Origin of the sequence: Pannonibacter phragmitetus DSM 14782 (genome assembly GCF_000382365.1) — a bacterium.
Classification (GTDB): domain Bacteria; phylum Pseudomonadota; class Alphaproteobacteria; order Rhizobiales; family Stappiaceae; genus Pannonibacter; species Pannonibacter phragmitetus.
Window position 1 is genome coordinate 67197 of the sequence record NZ_KB908217.1, and the last position, 15877, is coordinate 83073.

Annotated in this window: 13 protein-coding genes; 11 read left to right on the forward strand and 2 right to left on the reverse strand. The window is 65.1% G+C overall.

Going from position 1 to position 15877, the window contains the following annotated elements; genetic code table 11:
* The first annotated feature begins 1 nt into the window (after position 1).
* From H163_RS0107140 to H163_RS0107170, 7 genes are all read left to right on the forward strand, one after another.
* Positions 2-1633 (forward strand): 5-oxoprolinase subunit B/C family protein, encoded by a 1632-nt coding sequence (locus H163_RS0107140; protein WP_019963876.1) that lies wholly within the window; start codon positions 2-4, stop codon positions 1631-1633.
* Positions 1630-3378 (forward strand): acetyl/propionyl/methylcrotonyl-CoA carboxylase subunit alpha, encoded by a 1749-nt coding sequence (locus H163_RS0107145; RefSeq protein ID WP_019963877.1) that lies wholly within the window; start codon positions 1630-1632, stop codon positions 3376-3378. Before H163_RS0107140 ends, H163_RS0107145 begins: the two co-directional genes overlap by 4 nt.
* The gene (locus H163_RS0107150; protein WP_019963878.1) at positions 3375-5216 is read left to right on the forward strand and encodes an ABC transporter ATP-binding protein; all 1842 of its coding nucleotides are present in this window, start codon (positions 3375-3377) and stop codon (positions 5214-5216) included. Before H163_RS0107145 ends, H163_RS0107150 begins: the two co-directional genes overlap by 4 nt.
* A 43-nt stretch (positions 5217-5259) precedes the next feature.
* Entirely contained in the window at positions 5260-6795 is a 1536-nt protein-coding gene (locus tag H163_RS0107155) for an ABC transporter substrate-binding protein (RefSeq protein WP_026355556.1), read from the forward strand.
* Positions 6796-6860: 65 nt separating this feature from the next.
* Positions 6861-7784: an ABC transporter permease gene (locus H163_RS0107160; protein ID WP_019963880.1), complete on the forward strand. Its 924-nt coding sequence runs from the start codon at positions 6861-6863 to the stop codon at positions 7782-7784.
* Between the two features lie 5 nt (positions 7785-7789).
* Positions 7790-8638 carry an ABC transporter permease gene (locus tag H163_RS0107165; RefSeq protein ID WP_019963881.1) on the forward strand — a complete coding sequence of 283 codons (849 nt, stop codon included), beginning with the start codon at positions 7790-7792 and terminating at the stop codon, positions 8636-8638.
* Positions 8639-8642: 4 nt separating this feature from the next.
* A complete protein-coding gene (locus tag H163_RS0107170; RefSeq protein ID WP_019963882.1) occupies positions 8643-10403 on the forward strand; it encodes a M14 family metallopeptidase in 1761 nt (586 codons plus the stop codon).
* Positions 10404-10522: 119 nt separating this feature from the next.
* On the opposite strand, the gene H163_RS22365 is transcribed toward H163_RS0107170, so the two are convergent.
* Positions 10523-11095 carry an Lcl C-terminal domain-containing protein gene (locus H163_RS22365; protein ID WP_115336475.1) on the reverse strand — a complete coding sequence of 191 codons (573 nt, stop codon included), beginning with the start codon at positions 11093-11095 and terminating at the stop codon, positions 10523-10525.
* 125 nt (positions 11096-11220) lie between these two features.
* Here H163_RS22365 and H163_RS22370 point away from each other — a divergent pair, with 125 nt between their 5' ends.
* Positions 11221-12027: a CDP-alcohol phosphatidyltransferase family protein gene (locus H163_RS22370; RefSeq protein WP_244296149.1), complete on the forward strand. Its 807-nt coding sequence runs from the start codon at positions 11221-11223 to the stop codon at positions 12025-12027.
* Positions 12024-12776 (forward strand): FkbM family methyltransferase, encoded by a 753-nt coding sequence (locus H163_RS0107185; protein WP_026355558.1) that lies wholly within the window; start codon positions 12024-12026, stop codon positions 12774-12776. Before H163_RS22370 ends, H163_RS0107185 begins: the two co-directional genes overlap by 4 nt.
* Before the next feature lie 14 nt (positions 12777-12790).
* Here H163_RS0107185 and H163_RS0107190 read toward each other — a convergent pair whose 3' ends face one another.
* On the reverse strand, positions 12791-13759 hold the full coding sequence (locus H163_RS0107190; RefSeq protein ID WP_019963886.1) for a lysylphosphatidylglycerol synthase transmembrane domain-containing protein: 969 nt from the start codon (positions 13757-13759) through the stop codon (positions 12791-12793).
* Positions 13760-13791: 32 nt separating this feature from the next.
* Here H163_RS0107190 and H163_RS0107195 point away from each other — a divergent pair, with 32 nt between their 5' ends.
* Both H163_RS0107195 and H163_RS0107200 read left to right on the forward strand, forming a co-directional pair.
* Positions 13792-15453, forward strand: coding sequence for an alkaline phosphatase family protein (locus H163_RS0107195; protein WP_019963887.1), 1662 nt, complete (start codon positions 13792-13794; stop codon positions 15451-15453).
* A gap of 86 nt (positions 15454-15539) precedes the next feature.
* A complete protein-coding gene (locus tag H163_RS0107200; protein WP_026355559.1) occupies positions 15540-15875 on the forward strand; it encodes a zinc ribbon domain-containing protein YjdM in 336 nt (111 codons plus the stop codon).
* The last annotated feature ends 2 nt before the right edge of the window (positions 15876-15877 follow it).

Genomic DNA, 15877 nt, shown 5'->3' on the forward strand with positions numbered 1-15877 from the left:
GATGGCGGTGCACCGGTCCATGCGGGTGCTGATGCTGCGCGAGGGCGCAGTGCTGCTCGAACTTGCCAGTCTCGATGTAACGCTTGCCCTGTTTGATGCTCTGGAAGCCGATCCCGTGGCCGGGGTGCTGGAGATTGTTCCGGCGGCCCGCACGCTGCTGATCACCCATGATCCGCTGACCATTTCTGCCGAACAGGTGGCCGCCGAGGCCGTTGTGCGGCTCGGCATGCCCCGCAAGGCGGGCGCCGCCGAGGTGGTGGAGATTCCCGTCCGCTATGACGGGGAGGATTTGGGCGATGTGGCGGAGCTGCTGGGCATTTCCACACATGAGGTGATCCGCCGCCATGTGGAGGCTGATTATCTCGTTGCCTTCACCGGCTTTGCGCCGGGCTTTGCCTATCTCAGTGCGCCTGACGCCGGTTTGCATGTGCCGCGCCGCGCCTCACCGCGCACCCATGTGCCTGCGGGCGCCGTGGGGCTGGCGGGCGAATTCAGCGGCATCTATCCGAAGGTGAGCCCCGGCGGCTGGCAGCTGATCGGCACGACACCGCTCGCCATGTTCGATCTTGGCCGCAAGCCTGCCGCGCTGCTCCAGCCGGGCCAGCATGTGCGGTTCCGCGATATGGCGGGAGCCACGGTTCATCCGGTGGCGAAGATCCCCGCAGAAGATGCGAAGCCTGCCGCCGCCGCGCTGGTGGGCGGGATTGAAGGCCTGCATCTGGACGTGTTGAGTGCCGGGCTTCCGGCGCTGTTTCAGGATCATGGCCGTCCCGGACTGGCAGCGCAGGGCATCAGCCGCTCAGGCGCGGCGGACCGGGCCAGCCTGTCGCTGGCCAACCGCATTACGGGTAATCCGGCAGACGCCGCAGCTCTCGAAATCGCGCCAGCCGTCTTCTCCTTCCGCGTGAGCGGCCGTGCCGTGATCGCGGTGACGGGTGCGGAGCGGGCCATCACCATCCAGCCGGAGCGCGGGCCGCGCATTTCCGCGCCCATGAACCGGCCTCTGGCGCTGGAGCCGGGCGACCGTGTGACGCTGGAAGCGCCCACGGCGGGCCTGCGCAGCTATCTCGCTCTGCGCGGCGGTTTTGCGGTTGAACCGGTGCTCGGCAGTGCTTCGGCAGATACGCTGGCGCAGATCGGTCCTTCTGCGGTGACGTCCGGGGCGCGGCTGCGGGCGGCATCCGGGATGAAGCTCTCAGCTGTCGAGCCAGAGGCGCTTTCCGCCTTCGCCATGCCGCGCGCCGGGGAAACCATTGTGCTGGACGTGGTGCCGGGGCCGCGTACGGACTGGTTCACGCCTGTCTCTGCCGAACAGTTCCTGAAAACCTCGTGGGCGGCGACGTCTCAGGCAAGCCGCACAGGCCTGCGTCTGTCAGGGCCGGTGCTGGAGCGGGCTGTCACGGGCGAGTTGCCGAGCGAAGGTACGCTGCGAGGCGCCATTCAGGTGCCTGCCAATGGCCAGCCGGTGCTGTTCCTTGCCGATCATCCGCTGACCGGCGGCTATCCGGTCATGGCCACGGTGGCGGCGCATCATCTTGATCTGGCCGGGCAGATACCTCCCGGTGCCTTCATCCGTTTCCGGGCCGTCCGTCCCTTCACGGCCTATTCCCTTTGCGCAGGTGACACTCCATGAAAAAAGTGCTGATTGCCAATCGCGGCGAGATTGCCGTGCGCATCATCCGGGCCTGCCGGGACTATGGCCTCGCCTCCGTGGCAGTTTATGCAGATGCCGATGCAGGGGCGCTGTTTACGCAATTCGCGGACGAGGCCTATGCCCTCAACGGCGCTTCGCCGAAGGATACCTATCTCGACATCGCCAAGCTGATCGCCATCGCCCGCCAGTCCGGTGCAGATGCGGTGCATCCGGGCTACGGGTTCCTGTCCGAACGTGCGGAATTTGCCCGTGCGGTGATGGACGCAGGCCTCACCTGGATCGGGCCGGACCCGCAGGTGATCGAGGTGCTGGGCGACAAGCTGCAGGCCCGGCGCATCGCCCAGAAGGTGGGCGCACCGCTGGTGGCAGGCAGCGAGGGCGCGCTGTTGAGTGCTGCCGAAGCGCTGGCCTTCGCCCGTCAGTTCGGTATGCCGCTGGCCATCAAGGCTGCCCATGGCGGCGGCGGGCGCGGGATGAAGATTGCCCGGCATCTGGACGAGGTGGAGGAGCTGTTCGAGTCCGCCACCCGCGAGGCTGTTGCCGCCTTTGGCCGGGGCGAGTGCTATGTGGAACAGTTCCTTGACCGCCCGCGCCACATCGAGGCGCAGGTTCTGGCCGACAAGCACGGCAATGTGGTGGTTGTGGGCACGCGCGACTGCTCCCTGCAGCGCCGGAACCAGAAGCTGGTGGAGGAGGCGCCCGCGCCCTTCCTGAGCGCTGCGCAGCGCGAGACGATCCACCGGGCCGCGCGCGATATCTGCGCGGAAGCCGGCTATTCCGGCGCCGGGACGGTGGAGTTCCTGCTGAGTGCCGATGGGCTGATCTCCTTCCTGGAAGTGAACACCCGTCTTCAGGTCGAGCATCCGGTGACGGAGGAGACCACGGGGCTTGATCTCGTGATCGAGCAGTTCCGCATTGCCGAGGGGCAGCGGCTCTCCTTCACCACGACACCGGAGCCGCGCGGCCATGCGCTGGAGTTCCGCATCAACATCGAAGATCCCGGCCGCGGCTTCCTGCCGTCTGCTGGCGAAATCCGCCGCTGGCGCGCGCCGTCGGGTCCCGGCGTGCGGGTGGACAGCGGTGTGGAGACCGGTTCGCTCATTCCGCCGATGTTCGATTCCCTTTGCGCCAAGCTGATCGTGCGCGGTCCCACCCGCGACAAGGCCATTGCCCGCGCCCGCCGTGCCCTGGAGGAATTCGTCATTGAGGGCGTGCCTTCGGTGCTGCCGTTCCACCGGGCGGTTCTGGAGCATCCGGACTTTACCGGTGCCGATTTCGAGGTCCACACCCGCTGGATCGAAACAGATTTCGCCGGAACTCTGGAAGAAGCTGCCCGCCCGGATGCGCCCGCCACCCGTCCGCTGCTGCGGGGCCGGATCGAGATTGATGGACGTCTGGTCGAGGTGGGTATCCCCGATGGCTTCCTGTGCCTTCTGGGGGCGGTTTCTCCCGTTGCCGGTGATGGCGGCGGGGAGGCCGAGGACGCTGGCGCCGTGCGGGCGCCTGTCGCCGGAACGCTCGCCCATTGGGCCGTTGAGGAAGGGGCCGCTGTTGAGGAAGGGGCCGTTCTGGCCATGATGGACGCCATGAAGATGGAAACCGCCGTCACCGCGCCCTGTTCCGGGCGTATCACCGGACTTGCAGCCGCAGGCTCCACGCAGGCTGCCAATGCAATCCTTGCCCGTATCACGCCCGCAGTGGCACAGCCGGAGGCCAAGGCATGACGCTTTCAACGAGCCCGGAAACCCCGCAGGCCGCAGCGCCGCTCCTGACCATCGATGGCCTGACCGTCCGCTTCGGCAGCACAAAGGTCATCGAGGATCTGTCTTTCTCGGTTCAGCCGGGCCGCACGGTTGCGGTGGTAGGTGAATCCGGCTCCGGCAAGTCGGTCACGTCCCTCTCCGTCATGCGGCTTGCAGACATGATGGGCGCAAGCTTCGATGCGGGGCGTATTCTCTTCGGTGGCCGCAATCTGCTGGAGACGTCCCAGAAGGACATGCGCAGCATTCGCGGCAAGGAGATCGCCATGATCTTCCAGGAGCCGATGACCTCGCTCAATCCGGTCTTCACCATCGGTGACCAGATCAGCGAAGTGCTGATGCTGCATGAAAAGAGCAGCAAGGCGGCAGCCCTTGCCGAAGCGCAGCGCCTGCTGGAAATGGTGCGCCTGCCCGATGCTGCCGAGCAGATGAAGCGCTATCCGCACCAGCTCTCCGGCGGCATGCGCCAGCGGGTGATGATCGCCATGGCGCTGGCCTGCCGGCCCAAGCTGCTGATTGCCGACGAGCCGACCACGGCGCTGGACGTGACCATTCAGGCGCAGATCCTCAACATCCTGCGGGACCTCCAGAAGGAACTCGGCATGGGGATGATCTTCATCACCCATGACATGGGCGTCGTCGCGGAAATGGCCGACGACGTGGTGGTGATGTGGAAGGGGCGCAAGGTGGAAGAAGGCCCGGTGGGGCAGATCTTCAACAGCCCGCAGCATCCCTATACCCAGGCGCTTCTGGCCGCCGTGCCGCGCCTTGGCAGCATGACGGGTGAGGACTTCCCCAAGCGCCTCGCCGATCTTGCCGGAGCTGACGGCAGCATGGTGGGCAAGCAGGAGGAGCGGGTGCAGGACACCGCGCGCTATGACAGCGCGCCGCTCCTGTCGGTCAAGGACCTGTTCGTGCGCTTCGATGTGCGGCGCAACCTTCTGGGCCGCACGACGCACCGGCTGAGTGCGGTCTCCAACGTGTCGCTTGAGATCTATCCGGGCGAGACGCTGGCACTCGTGGGCGAGTCCGGCTCTGGTAAATCCACCATCGGCCGCACCATCCAGCAGCTTCAGGAAGCCCAGTCGGGCGATATCCTGTTCGGCGGGCGCAGCTTCGCGCAGATGAGCCGGGCCGAGCGCCATGCCATGCGCCAGAAGGTGCAGTATATCTTCCAGGACCCCTTCGCCTCGCTTGATCCGCGCAAGACGGTGGGCTTCTCCATTGCCGAGCCGATCCACACCCACGGCCTGATCGCCGATCCCAAGGCCGTGCGCCACCGGGTGGATGAGCTGCTGGAGCGCGTGGGGCTTGGGTCCGAGCATGCGGCGCGCTATCCGCACGAGTTTTCCGGCGGCCAGCGCCAGCGCGTGTGCATCGCCCGCGCCCTTGCCTCCAACCCGGAACTGATCATCGCCGACGAGGCCCTTTCGGCACTGGATGTGTCGATCCAGGCGCAGATCATCAACCTCTTCATGGATCTGCAGGCAGAGCGCGGCCTCGCCTATCTCTTCATCAGCCACGATATGGCGGTGGTGGAGAAGATGAGCCACCGGGTCGCGGTGCTCTTCCTCGGCCAGATCATGGAAATGGGCAGCCGCCGCCAGGTCTTCGAGACGCCGGCGCATCCCTATACCCGCAAATTGCTCGCCGCTGTCCCGGTCGCCGATCCGTCGCGTCCGCGTGGCGGTGTGCTGATCGAGGGCGAAATCCCGAGCCCGGTCCGCCGGGTGGGGGATGAGCCTGCCATCCTCACCCACGAGGAAATCAGTCCCGGCCATTTTGCCGCCCGCGGCGCCTGACCGTGACCCGCAGACCCGAAGCCAATCAGCAGAGGACTTGGAAATGAAACTGAAGACATTGGGCATGGGCGTTGCCGCCCTTGCGCTGGCCATCTCCGGCGCATCCTTCACGGCACAGCCTGCATTTGCGGCTGGAAAGCTGACGGTTTCCTCCCCGCAGGATCCGGGCAGCTGGGATCCGATCGACACTTTCCTCGTCGCCTGGGCCGCTGTCTCGACCAACATCTTTGAAGGCCTGACCTACCGCGGGCCGGACCTGAAGCTGGTGCCGGGCCTTGCCGAGAGCTGGGAAGAGCTGGACGAGGGCAAGCGTATCCGCTTCACCCTGCGCAAGGACGTGAAGTTCCACAATGGCGAGCCCTTCAACGCCGCGGCGGTGAAGTTCACCTTCGACCGCCTGCTGGGCGAAGAAGGTGCCAAGGGCCCGCAGCGCTCCAACTACATCGTCATCGACAGCGTCGAAGTCATCGACGATTACACGGTGGACCTGAAGCTGAAGAACCCGGATCCGGTGCTGCTGACCAAGCTGGCCGGCTATGGCGCCATGATCGTGCCGCCGCAGTATATCGCCGAGAAGGGCGAGGAGTTCTTCAACACCAATCCGGTCGGCACCGGCCCGTTCAAGTTCGTCTCCTACGCACCCAAGGCCTCCATCTCGCTGGCGGCAAATCCGGATTACTGGGGCGGTGCGCCGAAGCTGTCCGAGCTGGAATACCGCTTCATCTCCGAGCCTGCGACGGCCGTTGCCGAACTGCAGTTCGGCCGCGTTGATCTGGTGATCCCGCCCACCATTCCGATCGGCATGATCCCCACCATCGAGAGCGACACCAACCTGGAGATCGTCAGCGTTCCCGGACCGACCGTGGATGCCCTGCGCTTCAACACCCGTGACGGCATCACCGCCGATCCGCGCGTGCGCAAGGCCATCATCATGGCCGTGGACCGTCAGGCCATCGTTCAGTCGATCCTCGCCGGTCAGGGCGCAGAGATCGCCAGCTTCCAGAGCGCCCTGTCCTTCGGTTACGACGCTGAGCTGAAGCCTCTGCCGTTTGATCCGGAAGGCGCGCGCAAGCTGCTGCAGGAAGCCGGTGTCAAGGAAGGTACTGCGCTGCAGATCGACGTGCGCGGCAATGACGCGACCATGAACGAAGTGGCGCAGGCCATTTCCTTCTACCTGCAGTCCATCGGCCTCACCGTTTCCGTCACCCCGCATGAGACCAGCACGCTGATCAACGACATCATCCCGCAGGGCAAGACCGGCGCGATGTTCCAGCAGAAGTGGGGCGGCTGGACCTTCGATTACGACAACACCGCTTACGCCATGTACCACACGGGCGAAAAGTGGAACCCGTATGACAAGGACGAGACGCTGGACAAGCTGCTGGAATCCCAGCGCCCGATGACCGACCGCGCAGAGCGCGAGAAGGTGCTCAAGGAAATCGGTGCCTATGTGGCCGACAAGGCGCTGGAGCTGCCGCTCTACAACACCAACGCCATCTACGCGATCAACAAGCGGGTGAAGGGCTTCGTGCCGGCGCCGGACACGCGCCTGAAGCTCAACGAAGTCACCGTCGAGTGACCTCATGACAGCGGCTGCCGCCTGCCTGTGCGGGCGGCAGCTTTCCTGCCCGGAAGGAGAAGAACGTGGCCAGTTTCCTCATCAAGCGCCTGCTGCAGGCCATTTTCGTCGTCATAGCGCTGACGCTTGTCGTCTCGTTTGCCATCCGACTCACCGGCGACCCTGCCGTGATGATGTTCCAGGGTGGCGGCAGCATGACGGAGGAAGACCTTGCACGCATCCGCGCCGCACTGGGCACGGATCAACCGTTCTTCGTGCAGTATTTCAGTTTCCTGAAAGGGCTGCTTACCCTTGATTTCGGCCGCAGCTTCGTGGGCGGCACGCCCGTGTCGCAGCTGATTGGCGCGGCACTGCCGGCAACCCTGCTGCTTGCCTTCGTCTCCATGGCCGTTTCCATTGCCCTCTCGATCCCGCTCGGCATCAAGGCCGCCACCTCGCGGGGCAAAGGCGTGGATCAGGCGATCCGCATCTTCTCGCTGATCGGCCTGTCCTTTCCGAATTTTTGGCTGGCCACCATGCTGGTGCTGCTCTTCGCCATCACCTTGCGCATCCTGCCGCCCAGCGGCATGACCGGCATCGAGAGCTACATCATGCCGGCGCTGACCATGGGCGTCATCCTGACTGCCACCAACGTGCGGCTGGTGCGCACCGCCATGCTGGAAACGCTGCAGTCGCAATATGTGATGGTGGCCCGTGCCAAGGGCTTGAGCGAGAGCAAGGTGCTCTACAAGCATGCGCTCCGGAACTGCGCCATTCCGCTGATCACCTATTTCGGCCTGCAGTTCGGCGGCCTGCTTGGGGGCATCGTCGTCATCGAGCGGGTGTTCAACTGGCCGGGCCTCGGTACCCTTGCCTTTGACGCGGTGGGAGCTCGAGACTATCCGCTGCTGCAGGGCGTCATCACGGTCCTCTCGCTGATGATTGTCGGCATCAATCTTCTGGTCGATATCGCCTACGGGCTGGTCGATCCCCGTATCCGGACGGAGTAAGCGCCATGGCTTCCGCAACCTCGCGCCTGTGGCGCTTCTCCAACCTTGAATTCGTGCTGGGCGCCAGCCTGACCACGGTGATCTGCCTTGCCGTCATCTTCTCCGGCCTGCTGTTCCCCGGCGGCGTGGACAAGATCGACTTCATGGCCCGCAATCTGGCGCCCTTCACCTCCTGGGCGCATCCCTTCGGCACCGATGCGCTGGGCCGCGACGTGCTGGCGCGGGTGGTGGCTGGTGGCAAGATCTCGCTGCTGGTCGGCTTCGTGTCTGTGGCCGGTGCGGTCGTCTTCGGCGTCATCATGGGGCTGATTGCCGGCTACTACCGCGGCTTCTGGGACATGGTGGTGATGCGCTTTGCCGATCTGCAGCTCGCCATGCCCTTCATCCTGCTGGCGATCACCTTCATCGCCATCGTTGGCGGCAGCCTGACCAACACCATCATCCTGCTGATCGTCTCGCAATGGGTGCAATATGCCCGCCTTGTGCGCGGTTCGGTGCTGACCCTGCGCGAGCGGGAGTTCATCCAGTCTGCCAAGGCCATCGGCGTGCGTGACTGGCGCATCATCCTGCAGCATCTCCTGCCCAACCTGCTGGGGCCGGTGATCGTGCTGATGACGCTGAACGTGGCCAACAACATCCTGCTGGAGAGCAGCCTCACCTTCCTCGGCCTTGGCGTTGACCGCACAGTGCCGAGCTGGGGCGGCATGCTGGCCGATGGCCGCACCTATCTGCAGACGGCCTGGTGGATCAGCGTATTCCCCGGCCTTGCCATCCTGCTGACGGTGCTGGGCCTCAATCTTCTCGGCGACTGGCTGCGCGACAGCCTCGACCCCACTGGACGCAGCACGAGGTAAGCCGATGACCAGCACGACCATCTGCCTGAAAGACGCGGGCTTTTCCTCCACGCTCGACCGCCTCTCGGCGCTGCTGCGCCCCGGCATTACGGCGCTGGAGGCCTGGACCTTCGATGATCTGAAGACCCGCCGTGCCATCGAAGCGGCGCTGGCGGAAAAGGGCATCACGGCGATCATCCGCAGTGCCTACAAGCCGCTGGTCCAGGCGGTGCTGGAGGAGGTGGATCTGGACGGCGTTGCCGCTGCAGAGCTGCGCTATCCGGTGCATCCGCTGGCACCGGAAAACCGCTTCCGGCTGGAGGCCTATCCGCTTGCTGCCCTGATTGCGCCACGCCCGCTGACCTTCGCGGCGCTGACGGATGGCAGCCTGCAGTATGAGCTGGTGCTGACCCATCACGATGGCAGCACACAGACAGTCACCGTCCTTGCCCCCAACCGGGAGCATCAGGATCTTGCCGGACAGATGAACCTCTCCCCCTGCGGCTGGGTGAGGTTGAATGGTGATGCGGTGGGCGTGCCCTTTGAGACGCCCTACGAGGCGCTGTTTGCGCAAGCGCTGGATGCCGTCAGCGGCCATGACTGGGGCGTGGCCGAGCCCTGGTTCGAGGAACTGAACCTTGCCGTCCGCCTGCCTGCAGCTGATCTGCCCCTTGCCCATGCGCATGAGGTGATGAGCCTTGCCGAGGCGATGCACGAGGATCTGTATTTCTCGCTGCTGGAATTCTTCCAGATGAAGTCCGGCCGCCCGCAGGGCGACCGGGGGCTGAAGCCGGGGCAGATCGTGCCGGAAGTGCTTGGCGGGCAGGAGGGCTATCACCTGCGCATCGAGTTGCGTTCGCTCTCCAGCGAAACCCTGCCTGCGACTGTGCACAGCCCGGCAGAGCAGGATCTGACGCAGGCGGCTGCGCCCCTGTCTCCCGCACAGATCTCCGCAGAGCTGGCGCGGGTCGGCGGCGAGGCTTTCTCTGCGTCTTCACGCGCGGGCCGCAAGGTCGAGGCCCGTTTCCGGAAGGGAACTCATGTGCCGGTGATGATCAGCGCCGGCCAGCATGCCAACGAGACGACCGGGGTTGTGGGGGCCTTGCGCGCCGGTCAGGTTCTGGCCGCCCGTGACGGCGCGCATTTCACGCTGTCTCCGCAGGAAAATCCGGATGGCTATGCCTTGCATCAGCGGCTGATTGCAGACAATCCCCTGCACATGCATCACGCCGCCCGCTATACGGCGCTGGGGGACGACCTCGAGTACCGCAGGCCCGAAACGGCCGGAGATCTTCTGCTGGAGAAGGCCATCCGCATTGAGGCCGAAGCGCGCACGGGTGCCCAGCTGCACGTCAACCTGCATGGCTATCCCTCGCATGAGTGGACGCGGCCGCTTTCCGGCTATGTGCCCCGGCATTTTGCCATGTGGACGCTGCCGAAAGGCTTCTTCCTGATCCTGCGCTACCTGGAGGGCTGGGAGCGGCAGGCCGAAGACCTGATGGACCGGGTGACGCTCCATCTCGCCGCCATCCCCGGCCTGCTGGAGGAAAACGCCCGCCAGATCGCGCTCTACGAAGCCCACGCAGGCGAGACCGGGTTCCGCATGGTCAACGGCTTCCCGTGCCTGTGCTCGGTGGACGCGCGCCATACGGTGCCGGTGACGCTGATCACCGAGTACCCGGACGAAACCATCTATGGCCCGGATTTCATAACCGGCCACACCGCTCAGATGGAAACCGTCCTTTCCGCCTATGACGCCTGGCAGCAGATTATGGCTGCGGGATAAAGCTCACAGGCAGGCGGGCGCCTGCGGGCATGAACGAGGAACTGGGTTTGTCACTGAGGGACGCCCCGTTTCCCCGTTGCTTAAGATCTTGGTGGAGATGGAAGGGGCGCATGTGCCTTTCATTTCACCAGCATCAAAGGCAGGCTGTAGCCTGCTGAATGCATGTCAGCCCAGCCATTGGTGAAGTCAAAAAAATAATACATGCCGGGCAAGGCCTCGGTCGATGTCCAGAACTTGGCCCCTTCTCCAAGATTGGCAGCTTCAGTGGAGGGAAAGGCACGCGTGTCGATCTTTGGGCCTGCGCATGTGTCCAGGAGAAGCGTTTGCATTTCCTCTCCGGTGGGAACCCTCCACCCGGCCCCGGCAGACAGGGCTGCCTTTCCGCCGCTTTCCTGATTGAATGTGTCTGGCGTGCCTGTGCAGCGCCGCTGCGCCTGATCCCAGCGCATGCCCTCGGCGCAGCGTTTCCATGTCAGCCCGGTTTCCGGGTCCTGTGCTATCTCCCCCTTGAGCACAAAGCTGCGGGCCGGCTCCCTGAGGCAGGTTTCATTTGCAAGTGCGTTTCCAGAGAGAAGGGCGAAGAAAGCCAGATAACGTAACATATCTATCCCGTTACAGGTTTGCGGGGCCACGCGTCCTATGTTGCTTTTGTGACCAAAGGGTGACCCAAGACAGGCTGCGGCGAGCTGCATGACAGATATGCCGGGCGGATGTCTGTTGAGGTATTCCTCATACAACTGGATGTGATCGATCCGGTGCGCGCATGGCAGCGTAAGCTTATGGTGGTCTCTAGTTAAGAGCAGATGTGGAGAACGACGTGATCCTGTCAGAACGCCCGTCAGCCGCGCAAGGCAACAGGCCTGATGCTACCGGGCAGTTTGCTGCGGGGCAGGGAAGTGCGGTATCTCTGCGCAGAGATGCTGCCACCAGCCTTGCTCTTGTGTTTCTTGCATCGCTTTCCTTCTACGCCGCTGCATCGCTGGTCTTTCTGATCAGTTGGAAGGTTGCCGTCTCGTCCTCTGCTGTGCTGGCGGTCATGTTCGGGGGGGTGCTTCGGGGGCTTTGTCATCACCACCATGAAAAATTCGGCCCGGCCAACACCGTAACGGCGATCCGCGCGGCGATGGTCAGCCTTGTTGCCGCGGTGGTGCTATTTGCGGAAGTGCACCGGGCAGAAGCTGCGGCTCACTGGGCACTGGCCGGGCTTGCGGCACTGGCGCTGGCACTGGACGGGCTGGATGGTTATCTGGCGCGGCGTTTCCATCAGGAATCGGAGCTCGGCGCCCGCTTTGACATGGAAGTGGATGCCTTGCTGATCCTTTGCCTTTCGGCTGCCGCATGGCAACTGGGCAAGGCGGGGCCCTGGGTGCTGCTGATCGGGCTGATGCGTTACGGCTTCGTGCTGGCGCAATACGTGCAGCCGCGCCTTGCCGCGCCGCTGCCGCCGTCCTTCCGGCGCAAGCTGGTCTGCGTGGTGCAGGTGGCGACGCTTTGCGTGCTGCTGCTGCCGCCCGTCACGGCGCCGCTCTCAATCTGGATTGCAGGGGTGGCGCTGGCAGCGCTCACCTGGTCCTTTGCGGTGGACACGGCCTATCTGCTGCGCAAGCCGGAGGCTGGCCATTGACCGGAAGGATCTCAGTCCGTGCCGCGCTGGGCCTAGCCCGGTCGCTCGTCATCTACTACGGCCAGCCCTTGCGGCGCCGCCAGTTGAAGCGGTTTTACCGTCAGATTGTCGCACCCGGCGATCTCGTCTTCGATATCGGCGCCCATGTCGGCAGCCGCAGCGCCACGCTGCTGGGCCTTGGCGCCGAAGTGGTGGCGGTGGAGCCGCAGCCCGTCTTTGCCCGGATGATCGAGCGCCATCTCGCCCGCCGCTTGCGCGGCTTCGAGACGGTGGCTGTGGGGGCTGAGGAGGGGGAGACGGTGCTGCACATCTCCAGCCGCCACCCGACGGTGACGACCATTTCGGACCGGTTCATGGATGGTGTGCGCGAGACGGAAGGTTTCCGCGGCGTAGTGTGGGACAGCGAGATCCGCTTGCTGGTGACGACGCTTGACCGGCTGATCGAGCGCTATGGCCGCCCGGCCTTCTGCAAGATCGATGTGGAAGGCGCGGAGAGCGATATCCTGCGCGGCCTTTCGCAGCCCATTCCCCTTGTTGCCTTCGAATATATTCCGGCGCTGCCAGAGGTGGCGCGCGAGGCGGTGGCTCTGCTGGAAAAGCTAGGCCCCTACCGCTTTAACCGCGTGGTGGGCGAGCAGCACCGCTTTGTCAGCGGTAACTGGGTGACAGGGGATGAGGTTCTGGCAGAGATTGCAGGGCTGACGCCGGAGAGCCCCTCGGGCGATATCTATGCAAGGCTGATGAGCTGATGCGGCTGGCCGGATCAGCGTCTCTGGCGCAGGGTCTCCAGCGCCAGGAGAACGAGCCCCGGCAAGGCCGCTCCGGCCAACGACAGCATCCCGTACAAAAGGCTTGCCGCCAGCCCTTGCGCTGCGGTGAAGCCGAACAGAGGCCAAAGCGCAGCAGCCGCAGCCTCCCGTGTGCCCCAGCCGCCGACGCCTACCGGTATCAGCATGCTGAGCAGGCACAGCGGAATGATGGTGACCACTGCAAGAATGGGCAGACTGGCTCCCACCGCGTCGGAGGCAACACCGAAGGCCAGCAGGTAGCTTCCGGTGATCAGCAGGCTGAGGCCCACCTGAACGGCCAGCGCGCCTCTTGTCCAGAAGGCAGCACGCAGCGCCTGACCGGCCACGGGCAGGAAACGGCGAAGCCGGGCGCGCGAGGCGGGGAGGAGCAGCGGCAGGGCAACCACCGCCGCAAGACCGCACGCCGCCGCCAGCCACAGGGGAGAGCGGGGCAGGGCGGCTGGAAACTCCGGCAAGGCGGCAGCACCGGCTTGCGGCAGGAAGAATGCCCAGGCAATCAGCCCGCTGGCAATGAGAAGCGCAAAGCCGATCTGTCCCGACAGGCGCTCCAGCACCACGGCTGTGGCCGCCTGCTTCCACCCGCCATCCGCGCTGTCCTTCACCCGGTAGACCCGCGCCGCATCCCCCGCCATGCCGCCGGGCAGCAGCAGGTTGAGCGTGCCGCCGAGGTAATATTCCCGGATGGCCGCGCCAAGCGGAATGGTGTGGCCAAGGCGGGCAGCGGTGAAGCGCCAGCGCAGCGCCGACAGCACGGTCTGAAACTGGACGAGCAGCAGCCCGGCCAGAAGATGTCCGGGCGGGGCCTTGGCAAGGGCAGCCGCGATGCTGGCCGGATCAAGCAGGGCAATGAGACCGGCCAGCAGCGCCAGACCCGCAAGGGACGCAAGCAGCCTTACCTGGCGGTCGGATGAGGCGGGGTGCAAGCGCGGCTCCGGGACTTGAGAAGGCACAGTGAATGACAGACCATAAATGGAGCGGCAAGTCCCTGAAGGCGAGGGCAGGGGCAGATGATCTGGCCCGCGGCGGTCACGTGAAGCCCGCTCTGGCGCTGGCCGTGTTCCTGCTGGTTTTTGGTGCGGCCTGCAATCTGCCGGACCGCCCCGGCGGATTTACGCTGGCTGCCCTCGCCCATGTGCCGCTGGATGTGCCTCTGGCGGGTCTGGCGCTCATGCTTTTGCCGAGGCGGCTTGCCTATGGCGCCGTTGCCTTGACCACTCTGCTGGTCTTCATCCTGCTGGTCCTGAAACTTGCCGATACCGGCGTGCAGATGGCGTTTCAGCGGCCATTCAATCCCTACCTTGACATCAAGATGCTGGGCGATGGCTGGAACCTTCTGTCCGGCACCATCGGCACTTTCACCGCCGCGCTGGCTGTGGCGCTGGCCCTTGCCCTGCTGGCAGGGGTGATGGCCGCGTTCTTCTGGTCGGCAGTCTGCCTCATCCGCATGCGGGCCCCCTTGCGCTTGCCTGCGCTGGCTGGCTTTTCCGTCCTTCTGGCACTGGGCCTCGGGATGCTGGCCGCCGGTGGCAATGCCGGGTTCCAGAGCGCCAGCCTCGGTGAGCGGCTGAAGGTGGTGGCCCGTTCCATCGCCGATCTCCGCGCCTTTGAGGCCGAACTGGTGCAGCCTGCGGATCTGCCGCCGCCCGGGCAGCTGTTCGCCCGCGTCCGGGGGCGGGATGTGGTGCTGGCCTTCATCGAATCCTATGGACGCAGCGCCATCGAAGATCCGCGCTATGCCCCGCTCACCGGCCCGCGCCTTGCCGCCGTTCAGGCCGAACTGGAGGGTGCGGGCTATGCCATGGCCAGCGGCTGGACCCGCGCGCCCACCGTCGGCGGCCTCAGCTGGCTCGCCCATGGCACGCTGCTGTCGGGCCTGTGGGTGGACAGTCAGGCGCGCTATGACCTGTTGATGCGCAGCGACAGGCCGAGCCTCAACCGCCTGTTCCGCGATGCCGGATGGCAGAGCGTGGCGGTGATGCCCGCCATCACCATGGACTGGCCGGAATCCGCCTACTACGGCTATGACACGGTGCTGGCGGCCAAGGACCTTGGCTACACCGGCAAGCCCTTCAACTGGGTGACGATGCCGGACCAGTACACGCTCTCCGCCTTTGACAGGCTGGCGCGCCAGCCTGCCGCCGCAGAGGGCAAGCCGGTGATGGCGGAAATCGCCCTCATCTCCAGCCACGCCCCCTGGACGCCGGTGCCAAGCCTCATCGACTGGGAGGATGCCGCAGATGGCAGCAATTTCAACGCTCAGGCGGAAAGCGGCGACAGCCCGGCCGTGGTCTGGGCCGACCCGGAGCGGGTGCGTGATCACTATATCCGCACCATCGATTATGCGCTGGAAACCCTCGGCAGCTATATCGCACGCTCGGACGGCGAGGCGCTCTATGTGTTTCTGGGCGACCATCAGCCGGCGGCGATCATCACCGGGCAAGGGGCCTCGCGCGCCGTGCCCGTCCATGTGGTCAGCCGCGACCGGGCGCTTGTCTCCCGCTTTATCGAGCATGGCTTCATCCCCGGCATGATGCCGGCCGCCACGCCGCAGGCAGGCGAGGAGCCGGGCATGGATGGCCTGCGCGATGTGCTGATCCGGGCGATGAGCGGAGACTAGGGACTATGCAGCCTGCGCTGACGGCAGGCGGCATACGGGAAAACCCTCATGTTGCCATCTGCCGGACCGGGGCCTATACCCCGGCCATGGACACTTTGCCCCCTTGCCCCGAATGCCGCTCCACCTTCACCTATGAAGTGGAAGGCACCCTGACATGTCCCGAATGCGGGCATGAATGGCCGCTGGCCGCCGCCCCCGAGGCAGGCCTTGAAGTGCGCGACAGCGTCGGCAACCTGCTCGCCGATGGCGACACGGTGACCCTGATCAAGGACCTGAAGCTCAAGGGCTCCTCCAGCGTCCTCAAGATCGGCACCAAAGTCCGCGGCATCCGCCTCGCCGACAGCGACCACAACATCGACTGCAAGATCCCCGGCATCGGGCCGATTGGGCTGAAGTCCGAGTTCGTGAAGAAGGCGACGTGAGG